This is a genomic window from Flavobacterium antarcticum DSM 19726, assembly GCF_000419685.1.
Classification (GTDB): Bacteria; Bacteroidota; Bacteroidia; order Flavobacteriales; family Flavobacteriaceae; genus Flavobacterium; species Flavobacterium antarcticum.
Map to the genome: position 1 here is coordinate 177,060 of NZ_ATTM01000001.1, position 17,480 is coordinate 194,539.

Annotated in this window: 16 protein-coding genes; 5 read left to right on the plus strand and 11 right to left on the minus strand. The window is 34.3% G+C overall.

Going from position 1 to position 17,480, the window contains the following annotated elements:
- Nucleotides 1–14 precede the first annotated feature (14 nt).
- From YWA_RS0100830 to YWA_RS0100845, 4 genes are all read right to left on the minus strand, one after another.
- Nucleotides 15–509: a dihydrofolate reductase gene (locus tag YWA_RS0100830; RefSeq protein ID WP_022826597.1), complete on the minus strand. Its 495-nt coding sequence runs from the start codon at nt 507–509 to the stop codon at nt 15–17.
- Complete coding sequence (locus YWA_RS0100835) at nt 506–847, minus strand: 2TM domain-containing protein (RefSeq protein WP_022826598.1); 342 nt, start codon at nt 845–847, stop codon at nt 506–508. Before YWA_RS0100835 ends, YWA_RS0100830 begins: the two co-directional genes overlap by 4 nt.
- 89 nt (nt 848–936) lie before the next feature.
- Complete coding sequence (locus YWA_RS0100840; RefSeq protein WP_022826599.1) at nt 937–2,043, minus strand: ABC transporter permease; 1,107 nt, start codon at nt 2,041–2,043, stop codon at nt 937–939.
- Between the two features lie 6 nt (nt 2,044–2,049).
- Entirely contained in the window at nt 2,050–4,257 is a 2,208-nt protein-coding gene (locus tag YWA_RS0100845; RefSeq protein ID WP_022826600.1) for a carboxy terminal-processing peptidase, read from the minus strand.
- 192 nt (nt 4,258–4,449) lie between these two features.
- Here YWA_RS0100845 and surE point away from each other — a divergent pair, with 192 nt between their 5' ends.
- The 5 genes from surE (at nt 4,450) to YWA_RS0100870 (ending at nt 9,555) form a co-directional block, all read left to right on the plus strand.
- On the plus strand, nt 4,450–5,232 hold the full coding sequence (gene surE / locus YWA_RS0100850; RefSeq protein ID WP_026718487.1) for a 5'/3'-nucleotidase SurE: 783 nt from the start codon (nt 4,450–4,452) through the stop codon (nt 5,230–5,232).
- Nucleotides 5,219–5,491, plus strand: coding sequence for a hypothetical protein (locus YWA_RS0100855; protein ID WP_022826602.1), 273 nt, complete (start codon nt 5,219–5,221; stop codon nt 5,489–5,491). The genes surE and YWA_RS0100855 overlap by 14 nt, the downstream gene beginning before the upstream one ends.
- Before the next feature lie 25 nt (nt 5,492–5,516).
- Nucleotides 5,517–6,629 carry a lipid-A-disaccharide synthase gene (lpxB, locus tag YWA_RS0100860; RefSeq protein ID WP_022826603.1) on the plus strand — a complete coding sequence of 371 codons (1,113 nt, stop codon included), beginning with the start codon at nt 5,517–5,519 and terminating at the stop codon, nt 6,627–6,629.
- A gap of 186 nt (nt 6,630–6,815) precedes the next feature.
- Complete coding sequence (locus YWA_RS0100865; RefSeq protein ID WP_022826604.1) at nt 6,816–7,499, plus strand: C40 family peptidase; 684 nt, start codon at nt 6,816–6,818, stop codon at nt 7,497–7,499.
- A 22-nt stretch (nt 7,500–7,521) separates the two neighbouring features.
- Nucleotides 7,522–9,555 carry a ComEC/Rec2 family competence protein gene (locus tag YWA_RS0100870; RefSeq protein ID WP_022826605.1) on the plus strand — a complete coding sequence of 678 codons (2,034 nt, stop codon included), beginning with the start codon at nt 7,522–7,524 and terminating at the stop codon, nt 9,553–9,555.
- A 3-nt stretch (nt 9,556–9,558) separates the two neighbouring features.
- On the opposite strand, the gene YWA_RS0100875 is transcribed toward YWA_RS0100870, so the two are convergent.
- The 7 genes from YWA_RS0100875 to YWA_RS0100905 all read right to left on the minus strand — a co-directional run bounded on the left by YWA_RS0100875 (nt 9,559) and on the right by YWA_RS0100905 (nt 17,480).
- Nucleotides 9,559–10,011: a thioredoxin family protein gene (locus tag YWA_RS0100875; protein ID WP_022826606.1), complete on the minus strand. Its 453-nt coding sequence runs from the start codon at nt 10,009–10,011 to the stop codon at nt 9,559–9,561.
- A gap of 83 nt (nt 10,012–10,094) precedes the next feature.
- Complete coding sequence (locus tag YWA_RS0100880; RefSeq protein WP_022826607.1) at nt 10,095–11,861, minus strand: peptide MFS transporter; 1,767 nt, start codon at nt 11,859–11,861, stop codon at nt 10,095–10,097.
- Nucleotides 11,862–11,985: 124 nt separating this feature from the next.
- A complete protein-coding gene (locus tag YWA_RS0100885; RefSeq protein ID WP_022826608.1) occupies nt 11,986–13,647 on the minus strand; it encodes an MFS transporter in 1,662 nt (553 codons plus the stop codon).
- A gap of 138 nt (nt 13,648–13,785) precedes the next feature.
- Nucleotides 13,786–15,303 carry a peptide MFS transporter gene (locus YWA_RS0100890; protein WP_022826609.1) on the minus strand — a complete coding sequence of 506 codons (1,518 nt, stop codon included), beginning with the start codon at nt 15,301–15,303 and terminating at the stop codon, nt 13,786–13,788.
- Between the two features lie 8 nt (nt 15,304–15,311).
- Nucleotides 15,312–16,892, minus strand: a complete 1,581-nt coding sequence (locus tag YWA_RS0100895) for a peptide MFS transporter (RefSeq protein WP_022826610.1) — start codon at nt 16,890–16,892, stop codon at nt 15,312–15,314.
- Between the two features lie 25 nt (nt 16,893–16,917).
- Entirely contained in the window at nt 16,918–17,259 is a 342-nt protein-coding gene (locus YWA_RS0100900) for a DUF5615 family PIN-like protein (RefSeq protein WP_022826611.1), read from the minus strand.
- A complete protein-coding gene (locus YWA_RS0100905) occupies nt 17,259–17,480 on the minus strand; it encodes a DUF433 domain-containing protein (protein WP_022826612.1) in 222 nt (73 codons plus the stop codon). The genes YWA_RS0100900 and YWA_RS0100905 overlap by 1 nt, the downstream gene beginning before the upstream one ends.

The following is a 17,480-nucleotide window of genomic DNA, read 5'->3' on the forward strand; positions in this document are numbered from 1 at the left end:
AAATGAAAACTAATTTATTTTCGTTCGAACGTTTGATAAGTGAAATCGACTTTGTGTCTTTCATCCGTTGCATGATACACTTCTTTGGCTAAATTCCAATTTTCCATATCGATTTCAGGAAAATAAGCATCTGCTTCAAAAGTGCCGTGAACACGAGTTAACTCTATTTTATCAGCAAGCGGTAAAGCAAGTTTGTATATTTCGCCACCACCAATCACGAAATTTTCTTCATTTGGGTTCGTTTTCGCAATTGCTTCTTCCATACTATCGACTACAATACAACATTCTGCATCTACTTGTTCCGCATAGTTTTCTTGACGCGTTATAATAATGTGCTTCCGATTAGGCAAAGGACCGTCTAAACTTTCGTATGTTTTTCGTCCAAGAATAATATCATGTCCCGAAGTCAATTGTTTGAATCGTTTGAAATCGTCCGGCAAATGCCAAATCATTTCATTGTTTTTTCCTAAAGCATTGTTTTCAGCTGCTGCAGCAATTAATGTAATCATGAAAATTTATTTTGGTTTTCTGAATCTAATTTTGAATTGAGTTGCTCAATTTTCTTGTCTTGTTTCGCAATAAGGTGTTCAATTTGCTGTTGTTCCCAAGCCTTATTCATAAATCGCTTGGTGATGTATACACGGATAAAATGTAAAGTGAATATGAAAAACCAAATTACAATTGCCCATTTGTACCACAAAGTCGGCAATCCATATTCGAGTAACTCATTAGCAACAAACATGAATAAACTACCAATTATAAAAAAAATAAAGTGGTAATACAGAAACTTTTTCTCTTTAATCCGATTTCGAGCATACTCATATCGTTCGTGAAATTCTTTTTGCATTCGTATGTTTTTGAGCAAATAAAGATAAAACTTATTTATGAAAAACAGGTCATTAGTTCATAATTGAATAAAAAAGTGCAGAATCACTCTTAGGATTTGACGTCAAGTGCGTCGCGAAGTGCGTTACCAACCATCATAAACGCCAGAGTTAAAAACATAATTGCAAGTCCAGGAACAACGGCGAGATAGGGTTTTCCTAAAATAATGTAGCTGTAATGGTCTTTAATCATTCCACCCCAACTTGGAATTGGCGGTTGAGCTCCCAATCCTAAAAAGCTTAAACCACTTTCCACTAAAATGGCAGAAGCGAAATTTGCCGCAGAAATGACAATCACAGGAGCCATGATGTTGGGTAAAATGTGATTAAAAATAATTCTAAAATGTCCAAAACCCAATGCTTTTGCAGCCGTGATGTATTGCATTTCTTTCAAGCTGATGACCTGACCACGAACAACTCGCGCGACTTCAACCCACATGGTTAATCCAACGGCGACAAAAACTTGCCAAAAACCTTTGCCTAAAGTTAACGTGATTGCAATTACTAATAATAGAGTAGGAATGGACCATATAATATTGACCAACCACATTACGAAAGCATCCGTTTTTCCGCCGAAATAACCGCCTAAAGCACCAAAGAAAATACCGACAATTAAGGAAATAAATACGGCGATGAAACCAATGGATAATGAAATTCTAGAGCCAATGATCATCCGACTTAGTAAATCACGACCATATTTATCTGTTCCCAAATAGAATTTTTGTTTCTCGATGTTTTTTTTCACTACTTCGTTCATCGACGTATAACCTGAAAATTTGTCGAGTCCAAGTTCTTTTGTTTGTGCCAAAGAACGATTGTCTGAATATTCGGTGTACGTTAGCTTCTGGTTTTTAATCTGGTAATTGGTAATCGGAATTTCAGTTGTGTTATTGGGGAAGCCGAAGAAGTAATAGCTTAATTTTACTTCCTCATTTGCATTCAACGGAATAGCTAACATTTCAACTTCAAAACCCGGTGATTTTGAGTGAATAGAAAGATGCATTTGATTTGCATTCTCCGAATGATCCGGTGTTAATACGTATGCGAAAAGTGAGATAAAAATTAAAAGTACAATAAACCAGAAACTGAAAACGCCCCAAAAATTCTTTTTGAATTTTTGGAGCGCGATTCCAGTTAATGACTTAGTCGTATTATCCATTCTTTTTTATAGAGAACCTACAATTTTACCTTTTTTTGTTTTCGATGCAGGAACAGCCATTTTTTTTCCGCCATTTGGCTGCATGTCGTCTAAGATGTTTAAAGCTTCTTCAACATATGCGTCTTTAGATAAACTTTCATGCCAACGGACTCTTTTCTCTTTCAGTAAAGTGTCTTTCTGCATAATTGCTGTTTCGTACGGCAAAGATTGGAATTCTAAATTACTTTTATAGGTAGTAATTGGTTTATATTTTTTAATATCTAATTCAATCGCTTTTTGTTCTGCTTCAAATTTTTTCAAATTCAAACTGTACACATGTTCATCACGTCGTTTGCTCAACCATTTTGCATTGTCATCAATCAAAGCGAACTGGGCACTTTCTTTCAAACGAGCACGACTTTTTGCAATTACATTGTCGTAATTTGGAATAGCCCACGTCTGATAAGTTGCAGCCTCAATTTTGTCCCATGGCATTGCATTTTCCATATCACTTTCTCCAATTTCAACATAAGAAAAACGGTCTGGCAAATGAATATCGCTTGCTACTCCTTTTAATTGAGTTGAGCCACCATTAATTCTATAGAATTTTTGAGTGGTTGTTTTCAAAGCACCCAAATCTCCAAAATCGCTGTTTCTGATGTAACGATTTAATTCGTATACATTTTGAACCGTTCCTTTTCCAAAAGAGTGTTTACTTCCTACAATTATTCCGCGTTTGTAATCTTGAATTGCAGCGGCTAATATCTCGGATGCAGAAGCAGAGAAGTTATTAATCATCACTACTAAAGGTCCGTCCCATTGTATCGATTTATCCATGTCAGAAAGGACTTCTCTCTCTTGATTTACTGCTTTTACTTGAACTACTGGACCATCTTTAATGAACATTCCTGCAATGTCAACAACAGTTGAAAGCGAACCTCCACCGTTATCTCTCAGGTCCATTACGATTCCTTGAATGCCTTCTTTTTTCAAGCGTTCAATTTCTAATTTGACATCCTTTGCAGCGTCACGATCGTCTCTGTTTTCAAAATTAATATAAAATTTCGGTAAATAAATCACGCCATATTTAATGCCGTTTTTCTCGACAATACTTGATTTTGCATACGTTTCTTCAATTTCAACTTCGTCTCTGATAATAGAAATAACTTTAATACTTCCATCTGTTTTCTTTACGGTCAATCGAACTTCAGTGTCTTTTGGACCTTTGATTTTTTTAACTACGTCGTCTAATCGCATTCCTACAATATCAACGGGTTCTTCTTTTCCTTGAGCAACTTTCATAACTACATCACCGGCTTCAAGTTGTTTTCCTCTCCAAGCTGGACCGCCTGAAATTAAATCTGTAATTTCTGTATAATCGTTCTTTTTTTGCAATCGCGCTCCAATTCCGAAGAATTTTCCACTCATACTGACGTCAAATTTCTCTTTGTCTTCTGGTGCCAAATAAGAGGTATGTGGATCAAAATTTTCAGCAATACTGTTCAAATAAATCCCGAAATAATCTTCACGAGTTAAATCACTCATGAAATCGTACACTTCATTTAAGGATTTTAGTGAATTTTCTCTTGTTTCTTCTTCAAGCTTTTTGAAAGATTTAGGTTCAAGATCTTCCTTTTTTAGTTTCTTTTGATCTGTTTTTGATAATGAATCTTTCTTTTTCTCAAAATCTAACTTGTCAGTCAATGAAGCTAATGTAGACAATTTGATTTGTTTTCTCCAACGGTCTTTCAATTCCTCAGTAGATTTTGTGTACGGTGATTTTTCGTAATCGGTGTCTAACTCTTCATTTTGAGTGTAATCAAAAGGTTTTGCAAGTGCGTCTTTATAGTACGATTTGCTTTCTTTTGTTCGCAACATCAATCGATTGTAAGTCAAGTCGAAAAAAGACAAATCTTTACCAAGAATCTGATCATCTAATAAGGTCTCGTATTTTGAAAACTCATCGATGTCACCTTGTAGAAACAATCTTTTTGAAGGATCTAATCCTTCGATGTAACTTTTATATAATGACTTTGAAAAATTATCATCAATGGCTTTAGGGTCGTAATGTCCTTTTTCAATTACAAATGTGATTAACTGTAATAAGGCTTTGTCTTTTTCAGGATCGCTTTCCTTGACCTTGTTAGGTAGAAAGCTAAATAATGCTGCCGAAAGAATGGCAACAAAGGCAATAATTTTTATATTCTTTTTCATAAAATTTAATATGATATTCATCGATTTCAACAATCTAAATTTTTCAACTAAATTAAGTTAAAAACCGTGCCAAGTAGTAGCACTAGCGATAATTTTTTGTTAAAGGTGCTAAAATACTAAGTTAACGTGAAAAATGTTTATTTTAGCATTAAAATATTTTTGACCATAAATAAGAGGTGATTCAATGCTTTATTGAAATTACAAACACAAGATATGAAAAAAAAACCACTAATTTTAATTACCAATGACGATGGAATTACGGCACCTGGTATTCGAGCTTTAATTGCAGTAATGAAGGAAATAGGCGACATTATTGTTGTTGCTCCAGACAAACCTCAAAGTGCTACCGGACACTCCATCACCATCAATAACACGTTGTATTTAAATGAAATCTCTGATAAAAATTCGGATTTCAAAGAACTGAGTTGTTCCGGAACGCCGGTTGATTGTGTAAAATTAGCGGTAACAGAAATTTTAAAACGAAAACCTGACTTATGCGTTTCTGGAATCAACCACGGTTCTAATTCGTCCATAAATGTCATTTATTCAGGAACGATGAGTGCTGCCGTTGAAGCTGGTATTGAAGGAATTCCCGCTATTGGGTTTTCATTACTGGATTACGATTGGAATGCTGATTTCAGTCAATGTAAAACGTTTATTAAAAAAATCGCGCTTGAAGTACTTGATAAAGGATTGCCCGAAGGTGTAGTTTTGAATGTCAATATTCCGAAGCTCGAAGAAAATCAGATTAAAGGAATTAAAATTTGCCGTCAGGCGAAAGCAGTCTGGCAAGAGAAGTTTGATAAAAGACAAACACCTCAAGGCCGCGATTATTATTGGCTAACTGGCGAGTTTGTCAACCACGATAAAGGAAACGATACTGATGAGTGGGCTTTAGAGAATGGTTTTATTTCTATTGTTCCCGTTCAATTTGACATGACCGCTCATTATGCGATGCAACAATTAAATACATGGAACTTGAATGAAAAAGATTGATTTGCTTTACGGTTTGCTGATTGGACTTATTACAGCATTTATAGGCGTATATCTTTTTATCGCTTTATTTACTGATTATGAATTTGTTAATGGACTTTCGACTTTGAAAACAGAGGGAAAGTTGGGTAAGTTGATCGCATTAGGTACGGTTTTGAACTTATTTGTCTTCTTCTATTTGTTGAAAATAAATAAGGAACTGATGGCGCGAGGAGTTGTTTTCGCTACCATTTTATTAGCAGTTGTGACTATATTTGCATAAATTTATTAAGAGGCAACAAACGATTATGAAGTATTATATCATTGCAGGAGAAGCTTCGGGAGATTTGCATGGATCAAATTTAATGAAGTCTATTTACAAGGAAGACGCTCACGCTGAAATCCGTTTTTGGGGAGGCGACTTAATGGAGAAAGCGGGTGGAACTCTAGTGAAACATTACCGAGAATTGGCTTTTATGGGTTTTTCAGAAGTGATAATGAATCTAAAGACGATTTTTGGAAATATTAAAATGTGTAAAGAAGATATTCTACATTTTAATCCAGACGTTATTATTTTTATCGATTACCCTGGTTTTAATATGCGAATTGCAAAATGGGCAAAAAAACGCGGAATCAAAACACATTACTACATTTCTCCTCAAATCTGGGCTTGGAAGGAAAACCGAATTGCCGCTATAAAACGTGATTTTGATGAATTGTATATTATTCTGCCTTTCGAGAAAGATTTTTATGAAAAGAAACATAAATTCCCGGTTCACTTTGTAGGTCATCCGCTGATCGACGCGATTAAAAACCGAGAAGTTACCACTGAAGTGCATTTTAGAAAAGAGAATAATTTAGACGAGAAACCAATAATTGCCTTGCTTCCTGGAAGTAGAAAACAGGAAATTACCAAGATGCTTTCTGTGATGCTAAGTGTCGTAGAAAATTTCAAAGAATATCAATTTGTAATTGCTGGAGCTCCAAGTCAAGAATTTTCGTTCTATCAAACGTTCTTAAAAAATGAAAACGTGCATTTTATTTCGAATAAAACATACGATTTGTTGTCCATTTCTCATGCAGCACTGGTTACTTCGGGAACGGCCACATTAGAGACGGCTTTGTTTAAAGTTCCGGAAGTGGTTTGTTATAAAGGAAGTTGGGTTTCGTATCAAATTGCAAAACGCGTGATTACGTTAAAGTACATTTCGCTAGTCAATTTAATTATGGATCGGGAAGTGGTTAAGGAATTGATTCAAGAAGATTTCAATACTAAAAATTTAAAAGTAGAGCTTTCAAAAATTTTAGATACTACCAATCGAATGCGTATTTTTGAGGATTATAACCAGCTGGAGCAACATTTAGGAGGAGAAGGAGCGAGTGATAAAACCGCAAAACTTATTGTAAATGCTATTCAATAAAATTTATTTAGTTAAAAATCAATCGCTTGTGGTTTAAGTTCTGTTTTTTTTGATTAAGTTTGTTCTTGGCACAATAATTGTTTTTTGTATTACGTTTTAAATGTAATTTATTACAATATAAAAATCATTTTTATCCATAAATCTAAAAGGGGTTTAGTTTAAATCTCTTGAAAAATAAAAATAAATATGTCCATTACAAAAAATCTTTCTTTCACTTTCATATTGTTATTTACGTTTGCTTTTGGCCACAGCCAAATTGTTACTTCTAAAAAAGAAGCCGTAAAAAAGGGAATTTATCAAAAACCTGCATCAGATTCTAAAAATGATGTAGCTATGAATGTCGAAAAGCCTTCCAAAAAAAGTAGTAAAAAAGCAGATGCAAAGAATGCAAAGTCGAATTCTGCAGTCGCTAATGCAAATTTAAAAGCAGTAATTTCTGATGTGGAAGACGAAGATATTATTATTTCTAAACCTGAAAACTACGTTGCAAAGCAAATGATTAATAATGCTATGGAATTTTTGGGCGTTCGGTACCGTGGTGGAGGAACTTCGCCAGATGGCATGGATTGTTCAGGAATGGTTACAGCAGTTTATAATTTATTTGACATATCAATTCCTCGTTCTTCAAGAGATATGGCAACTGTGGGTGAAAAAGTGGATTCGTCAAGTGTTAAGAAAGGTGATTTAATATTTTTCAAAACCAACGGTAAAAGGGTGATTAATCATGTGGGAATGGTAGTTGATATTATTGGCGATGAAATTAAATTCATACATTCGTCGACTTCAAAAGGCGTTATAATATCTTCAACTAAAGAAAGTTACTACAAAAAAGCTTTTGCACAAGTAAATCGGGTTTTGTCAAACCTATAATATATTTCACTAATTTCGGATAATGAAAGTGCTTCAATATCCGTTAACGCAAATAACTTTATTTTTTGTTTTTGGTATTATCTTCAATCGGTATTTAAATCTAGCATTTAATAGCGGTTTGCTTTTACTTGTAGCTTCATTCTCTATTTTTATTATTCTATTTCTGCTAAATTACAAAAGTAAAAATTCTAGTTTCTTAAAACTCTTTACGGGAATTTGTTTTTTAGTTTCGTTTGCATTAGGCAATTTTACTGCCATTGCTCATCAGGACACCAATGATTCTACCCATTATTCGCACAATGCAAATGCTTTTGACACTGTTTCTACTTTAAAGGTCGTTCTTATAGAACGCTGGAAACCTACTTTAAAAAACAATCGTTTTGTTGCTGAGGTATATCAGCTAAACAACAAATCTTCCTCGGGAAAAATTCTAGTCAACTTTCGAAAAGATAAAACGTCTTCAGATATGAAGGTTGGAATGAAATTAGCGGTACACTCCAAAATTCTTCCACTTCAAAAGCCACTTAATCCAGATCAGTTTGACTACGGTGCATTCTTAAAAAATAAATCGATTTTTGGTCAAATTTATGCAGATGATACTTCTGTTGCTCTTTTTTCAACGCATAAAAAGAACCTCTATTATTACAGCGCTGTTTTTAGAAATCGCGTAATTGAAAACTTAAAAAACAGTTCGTTTAACGATAAGGAATTGAGTGTGGTTCATGCTTTAATTCTCGGACAAAGACAAGATTTAGATCCCAGCGTTCTGCAAAATTATCAATATGCAGGAGCGATTCACATACTTTCTGTATCAGGATTGCACGTGGGTTTTGTATTGCTTTTTCTGAATTATTTCTTGGGTTTTCTACCGAATACGAACCGATATCGTATTTTTAAAGTCATTGCAATTATTTTTGTGTTATGGTGTTTTGCTTTGGTTGCTGGATTTTCACCTTCTGTTGTTCGTTCAGTTACCATGTTTTCATTTGTAGCAGTTGGAATGTACATGAAGCGAAAAACGTACGTATTTTACACCTTTTACTGTTCCATATTTTTGATCTTGCTTTTTGAGCCGTCTTTTCTTTTTGACGTTGGGTTTCAGCTGAGTTACTTAGCTTTGTTTTTTATTCTTTGGTTGCAACCAGAATTAGTTAAATTTTGGAATCCGAAAAATAAAGTGGGGAATCATTTGTGGCAAGTTTTTACAATTACGCTAACCGCTCAATTAGGAACAATGCCGTTGAGTTTGTATTATTTTCATCAATTTCCGGGCTTATTTTTCGTTACTAATTTGCTAATTATGTTCCTTTTGACCTTAATTATGGGTGTTGGATTGTTATTGGTTTTAATCGCATTTTGGACGCCGATTCCCGAATTTGTAGCGAAGATTTTAGAAAAATTGATTTGGTTCTTAAATTTTATCGTTGAACAAGTAGCTTCTTACGAATCCTTTATTTTCAGAGATATTTCTTTTAATTTTTGGATGATGGCAACCTTGTATTTTGCTGTTTTTGCATTGGGTTGGTTCTTTATCAATCGAAATTTCAGAACGATTTCAATACTTTTATGTTCGATACTATTTTTCCAATTCAGTTATTTTTCATTTGATTTTAAATCTAAAAACAAAACCGAATTTTTGGTTTTGCAGGAACGAAATAGTTCCCTTGTCTTGGAACGAAAAGGAAAACACATTGCTGTTTTTTCGCGTGAAGATACATTGTTAAATAGAAACGTTCAGTCCTACAATGTGGCAAACGGAACCACAGTAAGTAGTAGAAAACAAATTCCTAACTTGATGTTTTATAACCAAAAGAAAATTTTGATTTTGGATAGTAGTGCTGTTTTTGTTGCCGATTTGAAACCAAATATTATACTGATTACGCAATCACCTAAGATTAATTTCGATCGACTATTGCGTCATTACAAACCTGAAATCGTTATTGCTGATGCGTCAAATTATAAAAATGTAGTAGATCGAATTAGAACGACTTGTGAACAACAAAAAATCCCTTTCCATGCAGTTGCAGAAAAGGGATTCTATAAAATTGAGAAATAAATACTACAACATTGGCAGTAATTGTTCTGCTGTGTAATAACCGACTATTGGACTTTTAACGTCACCTTTTGCATCAAAAATATACATGGAAGGATAACCTCTCAATTGCAAATAAGTAGTGAAATCATGGATTGAGTTTCTGCCTTTAGAGTTCGGATTGTGATTTGCGTTTTTAAAGGTAGTTCCCTTGTAATTGATTACATCTGTTCCTTCGCCATTAAACTTTACAGCATAATAGTTCTTGTTTACTAATTCTACGATTTTTGGATCGTGAAAAGTGTTTTTGTCTAACATCTTACAGGGTCCACACCAATCCGTGTAAACATCCATAAAAATAGGCTTTGGATTTTTCTTTTGAGCGGCAATAGCTTCGTTGAAAGTCATCCATTTTATTTCTTGTGCAGTAGCAGCGAAACTTCCAATAGCTAATACAAAAACTAATAAATACTTTTTCATAATTTTATTTTTTACATTATTTTCAAAAACAGTACCAAATGATTGAAGTCAAATCAACCTAACGCTAACTTTAACCTTTTTAACTATCGTACACCGTGCATTAATTTTTTCAATACAGGATTCAAAGCTATTACTAATAATCCTGCTACCGTTGGTACAATTGCAAAGATTAAGAAGAATGTTGACAATGAGTAGGCTTTTGTAATGTTGTCAATTTCGCCACCTAAAACAGCTGCTAATTTGTTTCCAATTGCAATTGCCAAGTACCACATTCCAAACATAAAAGCAATCATTCGTGCAGGAACCAATTTAGACACATAAGATAAACCAACAGGCGAAAGGAATAATTCTCCTAACGTGTGGAATAAGTAAGCCAACACTAGCCAAATCATTGATACTTTAACTCCTGTTGTAATTCCGTAAGAACCGTAAGCCAATAATCCAAAACCGATTGCCATAATAATTAATCCCAAACCGTACTTTACAGCAGCGGGTGGATTGAATTTACTGTCCCAAATTTTAGAAATCGTAGAAGCGAATGCAATGATGAAGAATGAGTTCAAGATTGAGAACCAACTTGGATCAATTTCTGAAGCAGATTTACTGAATTCATTTAATAACATCCAGATTGCAATTCCCCAAATTCCAAGGAAAGTAATAGCTAAAACGATATTTGAACCTAAAGCTTTTTTATAAGTTTGTTTTGCCAATAAAATAAGTACCCAAGAAATAATCAATAAGGGAACTATTGTAAGTAAGGTATTTACAACGTTAAAAACGGTCAATGAAGTTCCTTCTAATGAGCGGTCTACACTATCACGTGCAAAAATCACTAAGGACGAAGCACCTTGTTCAAATGACATCCAGAAGAAAATGGTAAAGAAGGCAAAGATAATTACCGCAATCATTCTATGACGAATTACAGTTGTGTATCGCATCAAGCGACTTACTACCAAATAAAGAAATAATACTAAAGCTAGTAATATCATGAAAATTGAACCGTCAAGATTTCCTACTTTAAAGTCAAATAAATTAATTCCACCAATTTTAGATAAAGGATCATTAAAAGCATATAATAAACCGATTACTGTTGTCAATATGATTAATGCAATATCAACTGTCGTATAAGGATTTAGTTTGTCGTCCTCATTTTTAGATGCTGCTACTCTTGCAGATTCAATCGCTCTCTTTTCTTTATTTGGAACTTCGCCAATATCGCCAAATAACGGTTTAGCTAACCAAAACTGTATTGTTCCTAATAACATGAAAATACCTGCTAATCCAAATCCCCAGTGCCATCCTAAATTCGCAGCTAAATAACCACATAACATCATTCCGAAGAACGCTCCTGCATTAACACCCATGTAGAAAATCGTGTAAGCACCATCTTTTTTCTCTGGGAAATTTTTATACATTTCTGATAAAATTGAAGTCATGTTTGGTTTAAAGAAACCAGTACCGATAACTAATAATCCAAGACCTAAATACAACATGAATTCAGAATCCATGAACATCGCAGCATGTCCAAGGGTCATAATTATTGAACCAATTACTACAGCCCAACGGTAACCGATGTATCTGTCGGCTATTATTCCACCAAAAATAGGGGTAATGTAAAGCAACATGGCATAAGTTCCGTACAATGCTCCTGCGTTTTCAGAACTCCATCCATAACCTGGATTTCCGCCTGTTATTGCGGCAGTTAAAAATAAAATTAGTAAAACGCGCATTCCGTAGAATGAAAAACGCTCCCACATTTCTGTAAAGAATAAAACGAATAATCCCGCTGGATGTCCTAAAACTTTTGATTCAAAAAAATCTGGATTTCCCGCTTCTGTAACTTGATTCATATAAATAATTTATCAATTAATAGTTTTTGGTTCGTCGAAAGACCCGCAAATAAAGTAAAAAATTCTTAAACTCAACTATTATCCGAATTTTATATTCGATTCCCGATGTGTTAAACCTTGAAAACTATGTTATGTCCTTTAATTTTGCTTGTTTTAGTTCCATTGGCTTGATCACCATCTTGTCATAAATCAATAAAGAAACGATTGAAATTAGTCCAATTCCGACAACTACAAACCATAATTTATTGGGTTGGTAGTTGTTCCAAAGGAAGTCGGTTAATTCCCAATGCGACATGCTCAATTTTTGTTCAGCAAGTGCAAAATATTCATTTTTCGAAAATGGCATTGCTATATTTGAAAGATCAACTCCTTTCGTTGATGCAAATTGGGACACTTTTGTTCCAACGAGATTCCAATCTAAGTTATCTTGTTTCAATGAAAATTGCGTTTCAAACTGAGTGATCGAAACATTTAATGCTTTCGAAGCTTCTTCAATATATTGTTCTTTACTGACTACTTCTGGCATTGTAATATTTCTTTTGCCCATTTCTGTTTGAAGTAAGGACAATTTATCCGACCATTTTTGGTACAAATCTCCCGCGATAAATCCGGTAAAAAAGTTTCCAGCGGCAACGGGTAAAAAGTAAGTTCCTTGGTACAACGCTTCTTTTCCTTTTGGTGTGATAATAGCAATAAATGATGATAGAGTAGGACTTGACATCATTTCTCCCACTGCAAAAATCATTGTTCCAAAGATCGTGAACCAAGGATTATGAGTGTAAAAAGTCAATCCAACACCAATTGTAGCGATAATTGCTCCACGAATAATAGCGTGAAGGTGTCGCATTTTTATTACAAAATAGGAAACAAAAACCTGCAAAATGATAATCATGAACGCATCAAGATTTGAAAACCATTCCGGTTTTACTTGTCCGTCCTGCGTCATCAAAGAGCCGAGAAACGGAATGTTTTCATTCAACCAAATGCTCAATTCATTTGAGTTAATCCAATCTTCAATAAAGTTGGGCAACGTATAAAACAACTGATTAAACATCGTCCAGAAGCCAACCATTAAGATCAGTAAGATAGTCAAACGCTTATCTTTTAACGCTTCGATAATATTACCAATTGAGTTTTTGAATTCAGTAAGTATGGGTGTTTTAGGACCTTTTTCAATTTTTGGTTCTTTGTAGAAAAATAAAACTACGAGAAGATTGATTCCTATTACGACAGCGGCTTGGATAAAGATAATTCTCCAACCGTATTCTGTTCGCAAATACGAAGACATCGCGGGTCCTAGGAAACCTCCAATATTCACCATCATGTAGAAAATACCGAAACCCATGGTCCCAGTTGTTTCATCTGTATTTCGTGCCACAATTGCCGAAGCAACAGGTTTAAAGAAAGCAGCACCAATGGCAACCATCAAGAAAACCATGTACATACTCCAATACGTATTGACTTCTCCCATAAAATAATAACCAACCATCATAATCACGTACGAAATGGTCAGTGATAGTTTATAGCCAATTCTGTCGGCAATCACGCCAAAAAATAACGGAAGTAGATACAAGATGGCTGTTACATTCGCCATAATGTTTCCTTTTTGAATGTGGTTAAAACCCAATCCGCCTTCATTGGTTGATCCAACTAAGTACAATCCGAAAAGTGTAAAAATCCCGTACCAAGCCCAACGTTCCATTAGTTCCATGAAACTGGCAATCCAAAATGTTTTGTTGAATGAAGTTACGGTTTGGACAAAACCAGCTTTTTTAGTTGTCTCCATAGTAAAGTTTTATATTAATCTATTTTTAAAATGTTTTGGTTTTACAAATAAAACGAATAATTGGATACAAGTGGCTATTTGTTGCAAAATGATAAAAGCGACTGTTGAGGTCGCTTTTATTATTTCTTATTTAAGATGTTACTTTACGTCCTGCATTAATTTACGAATCAATGGTGAAACAATGATCAATAATGCTCCTGCGATTAAAGCGTAAATTGAAAGTTGGTAATACCCTTCTGTATATCCTTGTAATTTCGTTACTAAAGTTGCATTTTCGTCTGGTGAAGACATTCCCGCACCTAATAATCCGGCTGCATATTGTCCGTAGGCACTGGCTAAAAACCACATTCCCATCATCATACCTGATAGGCGTTTTGGCGAAAGCTTGGTCATAATAGAAAGTCCAATTGGCGACAAGCATAATTCACCAAAAGTGATAATTAAGTACGCAAACGTAAATAAATTCAAAGAAGTTAATCCTTCAACGTCAGCGAAAAATCTAGTGTAATAAAATGTGTAAAACGCGGCTGCAAGGAATAAAAATCCAATACCAAACTTCATTACGGTATTAGGCTCAATTTTCTTTTTGGCCATCGCTAACCAGATTAATCCAAGAATTGGACTAAAAATAATTACAAAAAGTGAATTAGAAGTATTGTTGACAATGTTCGGATTGATTTCAATTCCAAGCAAACTGTGGTGCAAATTATCTTTCGCAAACAAAGCCAATGAACCACCACTTTGTTCGAAAAACGCCCAAAAAATGATAGAGAAAATAATGAAAGTAAATGCAGCTAGAAGTTTCTTTTGTGCTTTCACTTCTTTCTCTTTGAACATTTCATACAAGAAATAAAGTATGGCAATTGGTCCGATAGTGTACATGAAATAATCGGTGTAATCCGTATTTCGAATCATTAAATAGATTAGCGGTAAACTTAAAAGCGAACCAACATATACTGCAATTTCTCTTGTAGTTCTTTTGGTTTTTGGCAATTCTAAAAGAGGAGAATTTCCAATTGGCCCTAAACTTTTTCGAATGATTGCGAACGTAATCAGTCCAATAACCATTACGATTGCTGCGGCTAAAAACGCATAATTCCAACCCCAATCTTCACTTGTTCCTAAATAAACACAAATAGCTCCTCCTAAAAGTGCTCCAATGTTAATTCCAGAATAGAATAATCCAAATCCAGCATCACGTCTTGGGTCACCTTCTACATATAAGTCACCAACCATCGAGGAAATATTCGGTTTAAAAAATCCCGTTCCAATAATGGAAAGTGTAATTCCAAAAAAGAAATAATCATGCGGATTATAAGCAATCAATAAGTTACCCAAAACCATTACAATTCCTCCGAAAACCAACGACTTTTTAAAACCTAAAATTTTATCTGCGAAAATTCCACCAATGAAAGTAAAAGCGTAAACAAATGCTTGAATCGCTCCGTATTTTAGATTGGCTTCCTTGTCTGACAATGCCAAACCAAGCAATTGATCTGCCATAAAAATGGTTAAAACTCCTCGCATTCCGTAGAAACAAAAACGTTCCCACATTTCAACTAAAAATAAATACCAAAGCTGTTTTGGGTATTTTCCTTCAAAATTTTGAATTTCTGCTAAAGAAAGCGCGGACGCTGACGAATTTTGTTCTGTCATAAATTAATCTAATTAATACCGTGCATCATTTTTACAAGTTTCTTATTGAAAATCAACAACATAATTGCCGCAAACAAAGGCACTCCTGCAATAAATATAAAGAAATACGAAAGTGAATACGCCGCCGAAATTTTGTCAATGTAAGCACCCATAAAACTTCCGATGAAATTTGCAATTGCTGAAGCGGTAAACCACAATCCAAATAATAATCCTACGAATTTCTTTGGTGACAATTTACTTACGTACGATAATCCAACAGGCGAAAGACATAATTCTCCCATCGTGTGGAAAAAGTAAGCTAATATTAACCAGATCATACTAACTGCTGCTGTTTTTGCTCCTTGAGGAATACTCAAACTTCCATAAGACAAGAAGAAGAAACCAACGGCTACTAGAATAAGTCCCATGGCAAATTTAACGGGTCCCGAAGGATTCCAAACTTTTTCCCACATTTTACTAAACGATGACGCTAACGTAATAATGAAAAATGAGTTTAAAATTTGAAACCAAGAAACAGTTACTTCAGTTGTTTCTAAATTAAATTCACGATTTACTTTCCATATTCCAAGTCCCCAAATAATAACAAACGAAATCGCTGTAAAAATAATTGTAAGCGGATATTTTTTATAAATTTTTTGAGACAAACCATACAATACATAGGTTACAATAGCTATTGGGAAAATAGTCAAAATTGCATCCACCCATTTGAAAATTGTTCCTGTTGTTCCAGTTAACGCTCTTTGTGTGTAATCTTTTGCAAATAAAGTCATCGAACCTCCTGCTTGTTCAAAAGCAAAAAAGAAAAAGATACTCGCCACCATGAAAACTCCAACTACAATTAATCGATCTCTTACAATATGTGGTGCCGAAACAACTTCTGAATTTTGCTCGTCAGTCAATTCTGATTTTTGAGCGATGTTGACATCTTGTCCAATTACACCAAATATTTTCTGTCCAAAGTAAAACTGTAGCATTCCAAAGAACATAAAAACACCCGCTAATCCGAATCCAAAATGCCATCCGATTTTTTCACCAATATAACCACAGAGTAACATTCCTAAGAAAGCTCCCGCGTTAATTCCCATGTAGAAAATGGTGTAACCTGCATCTTTTTTAGTACTTGAATCCGGGTATAATTGGCCTACCATTGAGGAGATATTTGGCTTAAACATACCGTTACCCAAAATCATAAATAGTAATCCTACATAGAAAAAGTTTTGACTAATTCCTTCAAGTGCCATCGAAGCGTGACCTAAAGTCATAATCAAAGCACCAATTAAAATTGCTTTTCGATAGCCTGTAAATTTATCGGCGATCATTCCTCCTAATAATGGAGTTAAATAAACAAGACCAGTGTATAAACCATAAAGTTTTAACGCTTCTTCACTGGTCCAGGCCCAACCGCCATCCATAAGTTCGCTAACTAAAAAGACGGTTAGCAAAGCACGCATTCCGTAATAGGAAAAACGTTCCCACATTTCTGTAAAAAATAATACGAAAAGTGATGCCGGATGATTCATTACCATCGCGTCGTCAATTCCTCTGTTGTGTAAGTGCTTTATTAGTAAGTCGTCTTTTTGCTCTATCATGGGTTTTTAATTTTTGTTCGTTTTTTTAATAGATTTCAAGACAAGCGATTTCTTTTTTGTCTTGGTTTTCGATAAAATCTCTTATCGCTAGATGTTTGTCTTCAAAAATTTCAGTAATCTTTTTCGTAGTTAAATTTCCTCCTCTAATCCAAATAATTTTTGGTGGGCTTCCTTTTAGTAGACTAATGTCATAAAAGTCAGAATCAAAAGTAACAATTACATATTCGTTTTGTTTTGCAAATTGCCAAATATCGGAATCGTTTGTGTTTGATAAACCAACATTCGACACATGTTTCGAGTCAATAAAAATTGAACTAATTTGCTTTTCAATTCGATATGAGATATTCTGGTCAAATAAGAGTTTCATTAAGCTAATTCAATTTTATGTTCTCTGTCTGCTGCATAGGATAAACATGCTAAAATATCCTCCTCATTTAATTCTTTAAAATCAGCAATTATCTCTTTAGCTGTCATTCCATTTGCAAGCCAATTCAAAACATCATAAACTGAAATTCTAGTATCTCTTATACAAGGTTTTCCAAAACGTTTACTTGCATTTCTCTTTATAATTTCTCTATAATTTGCCAT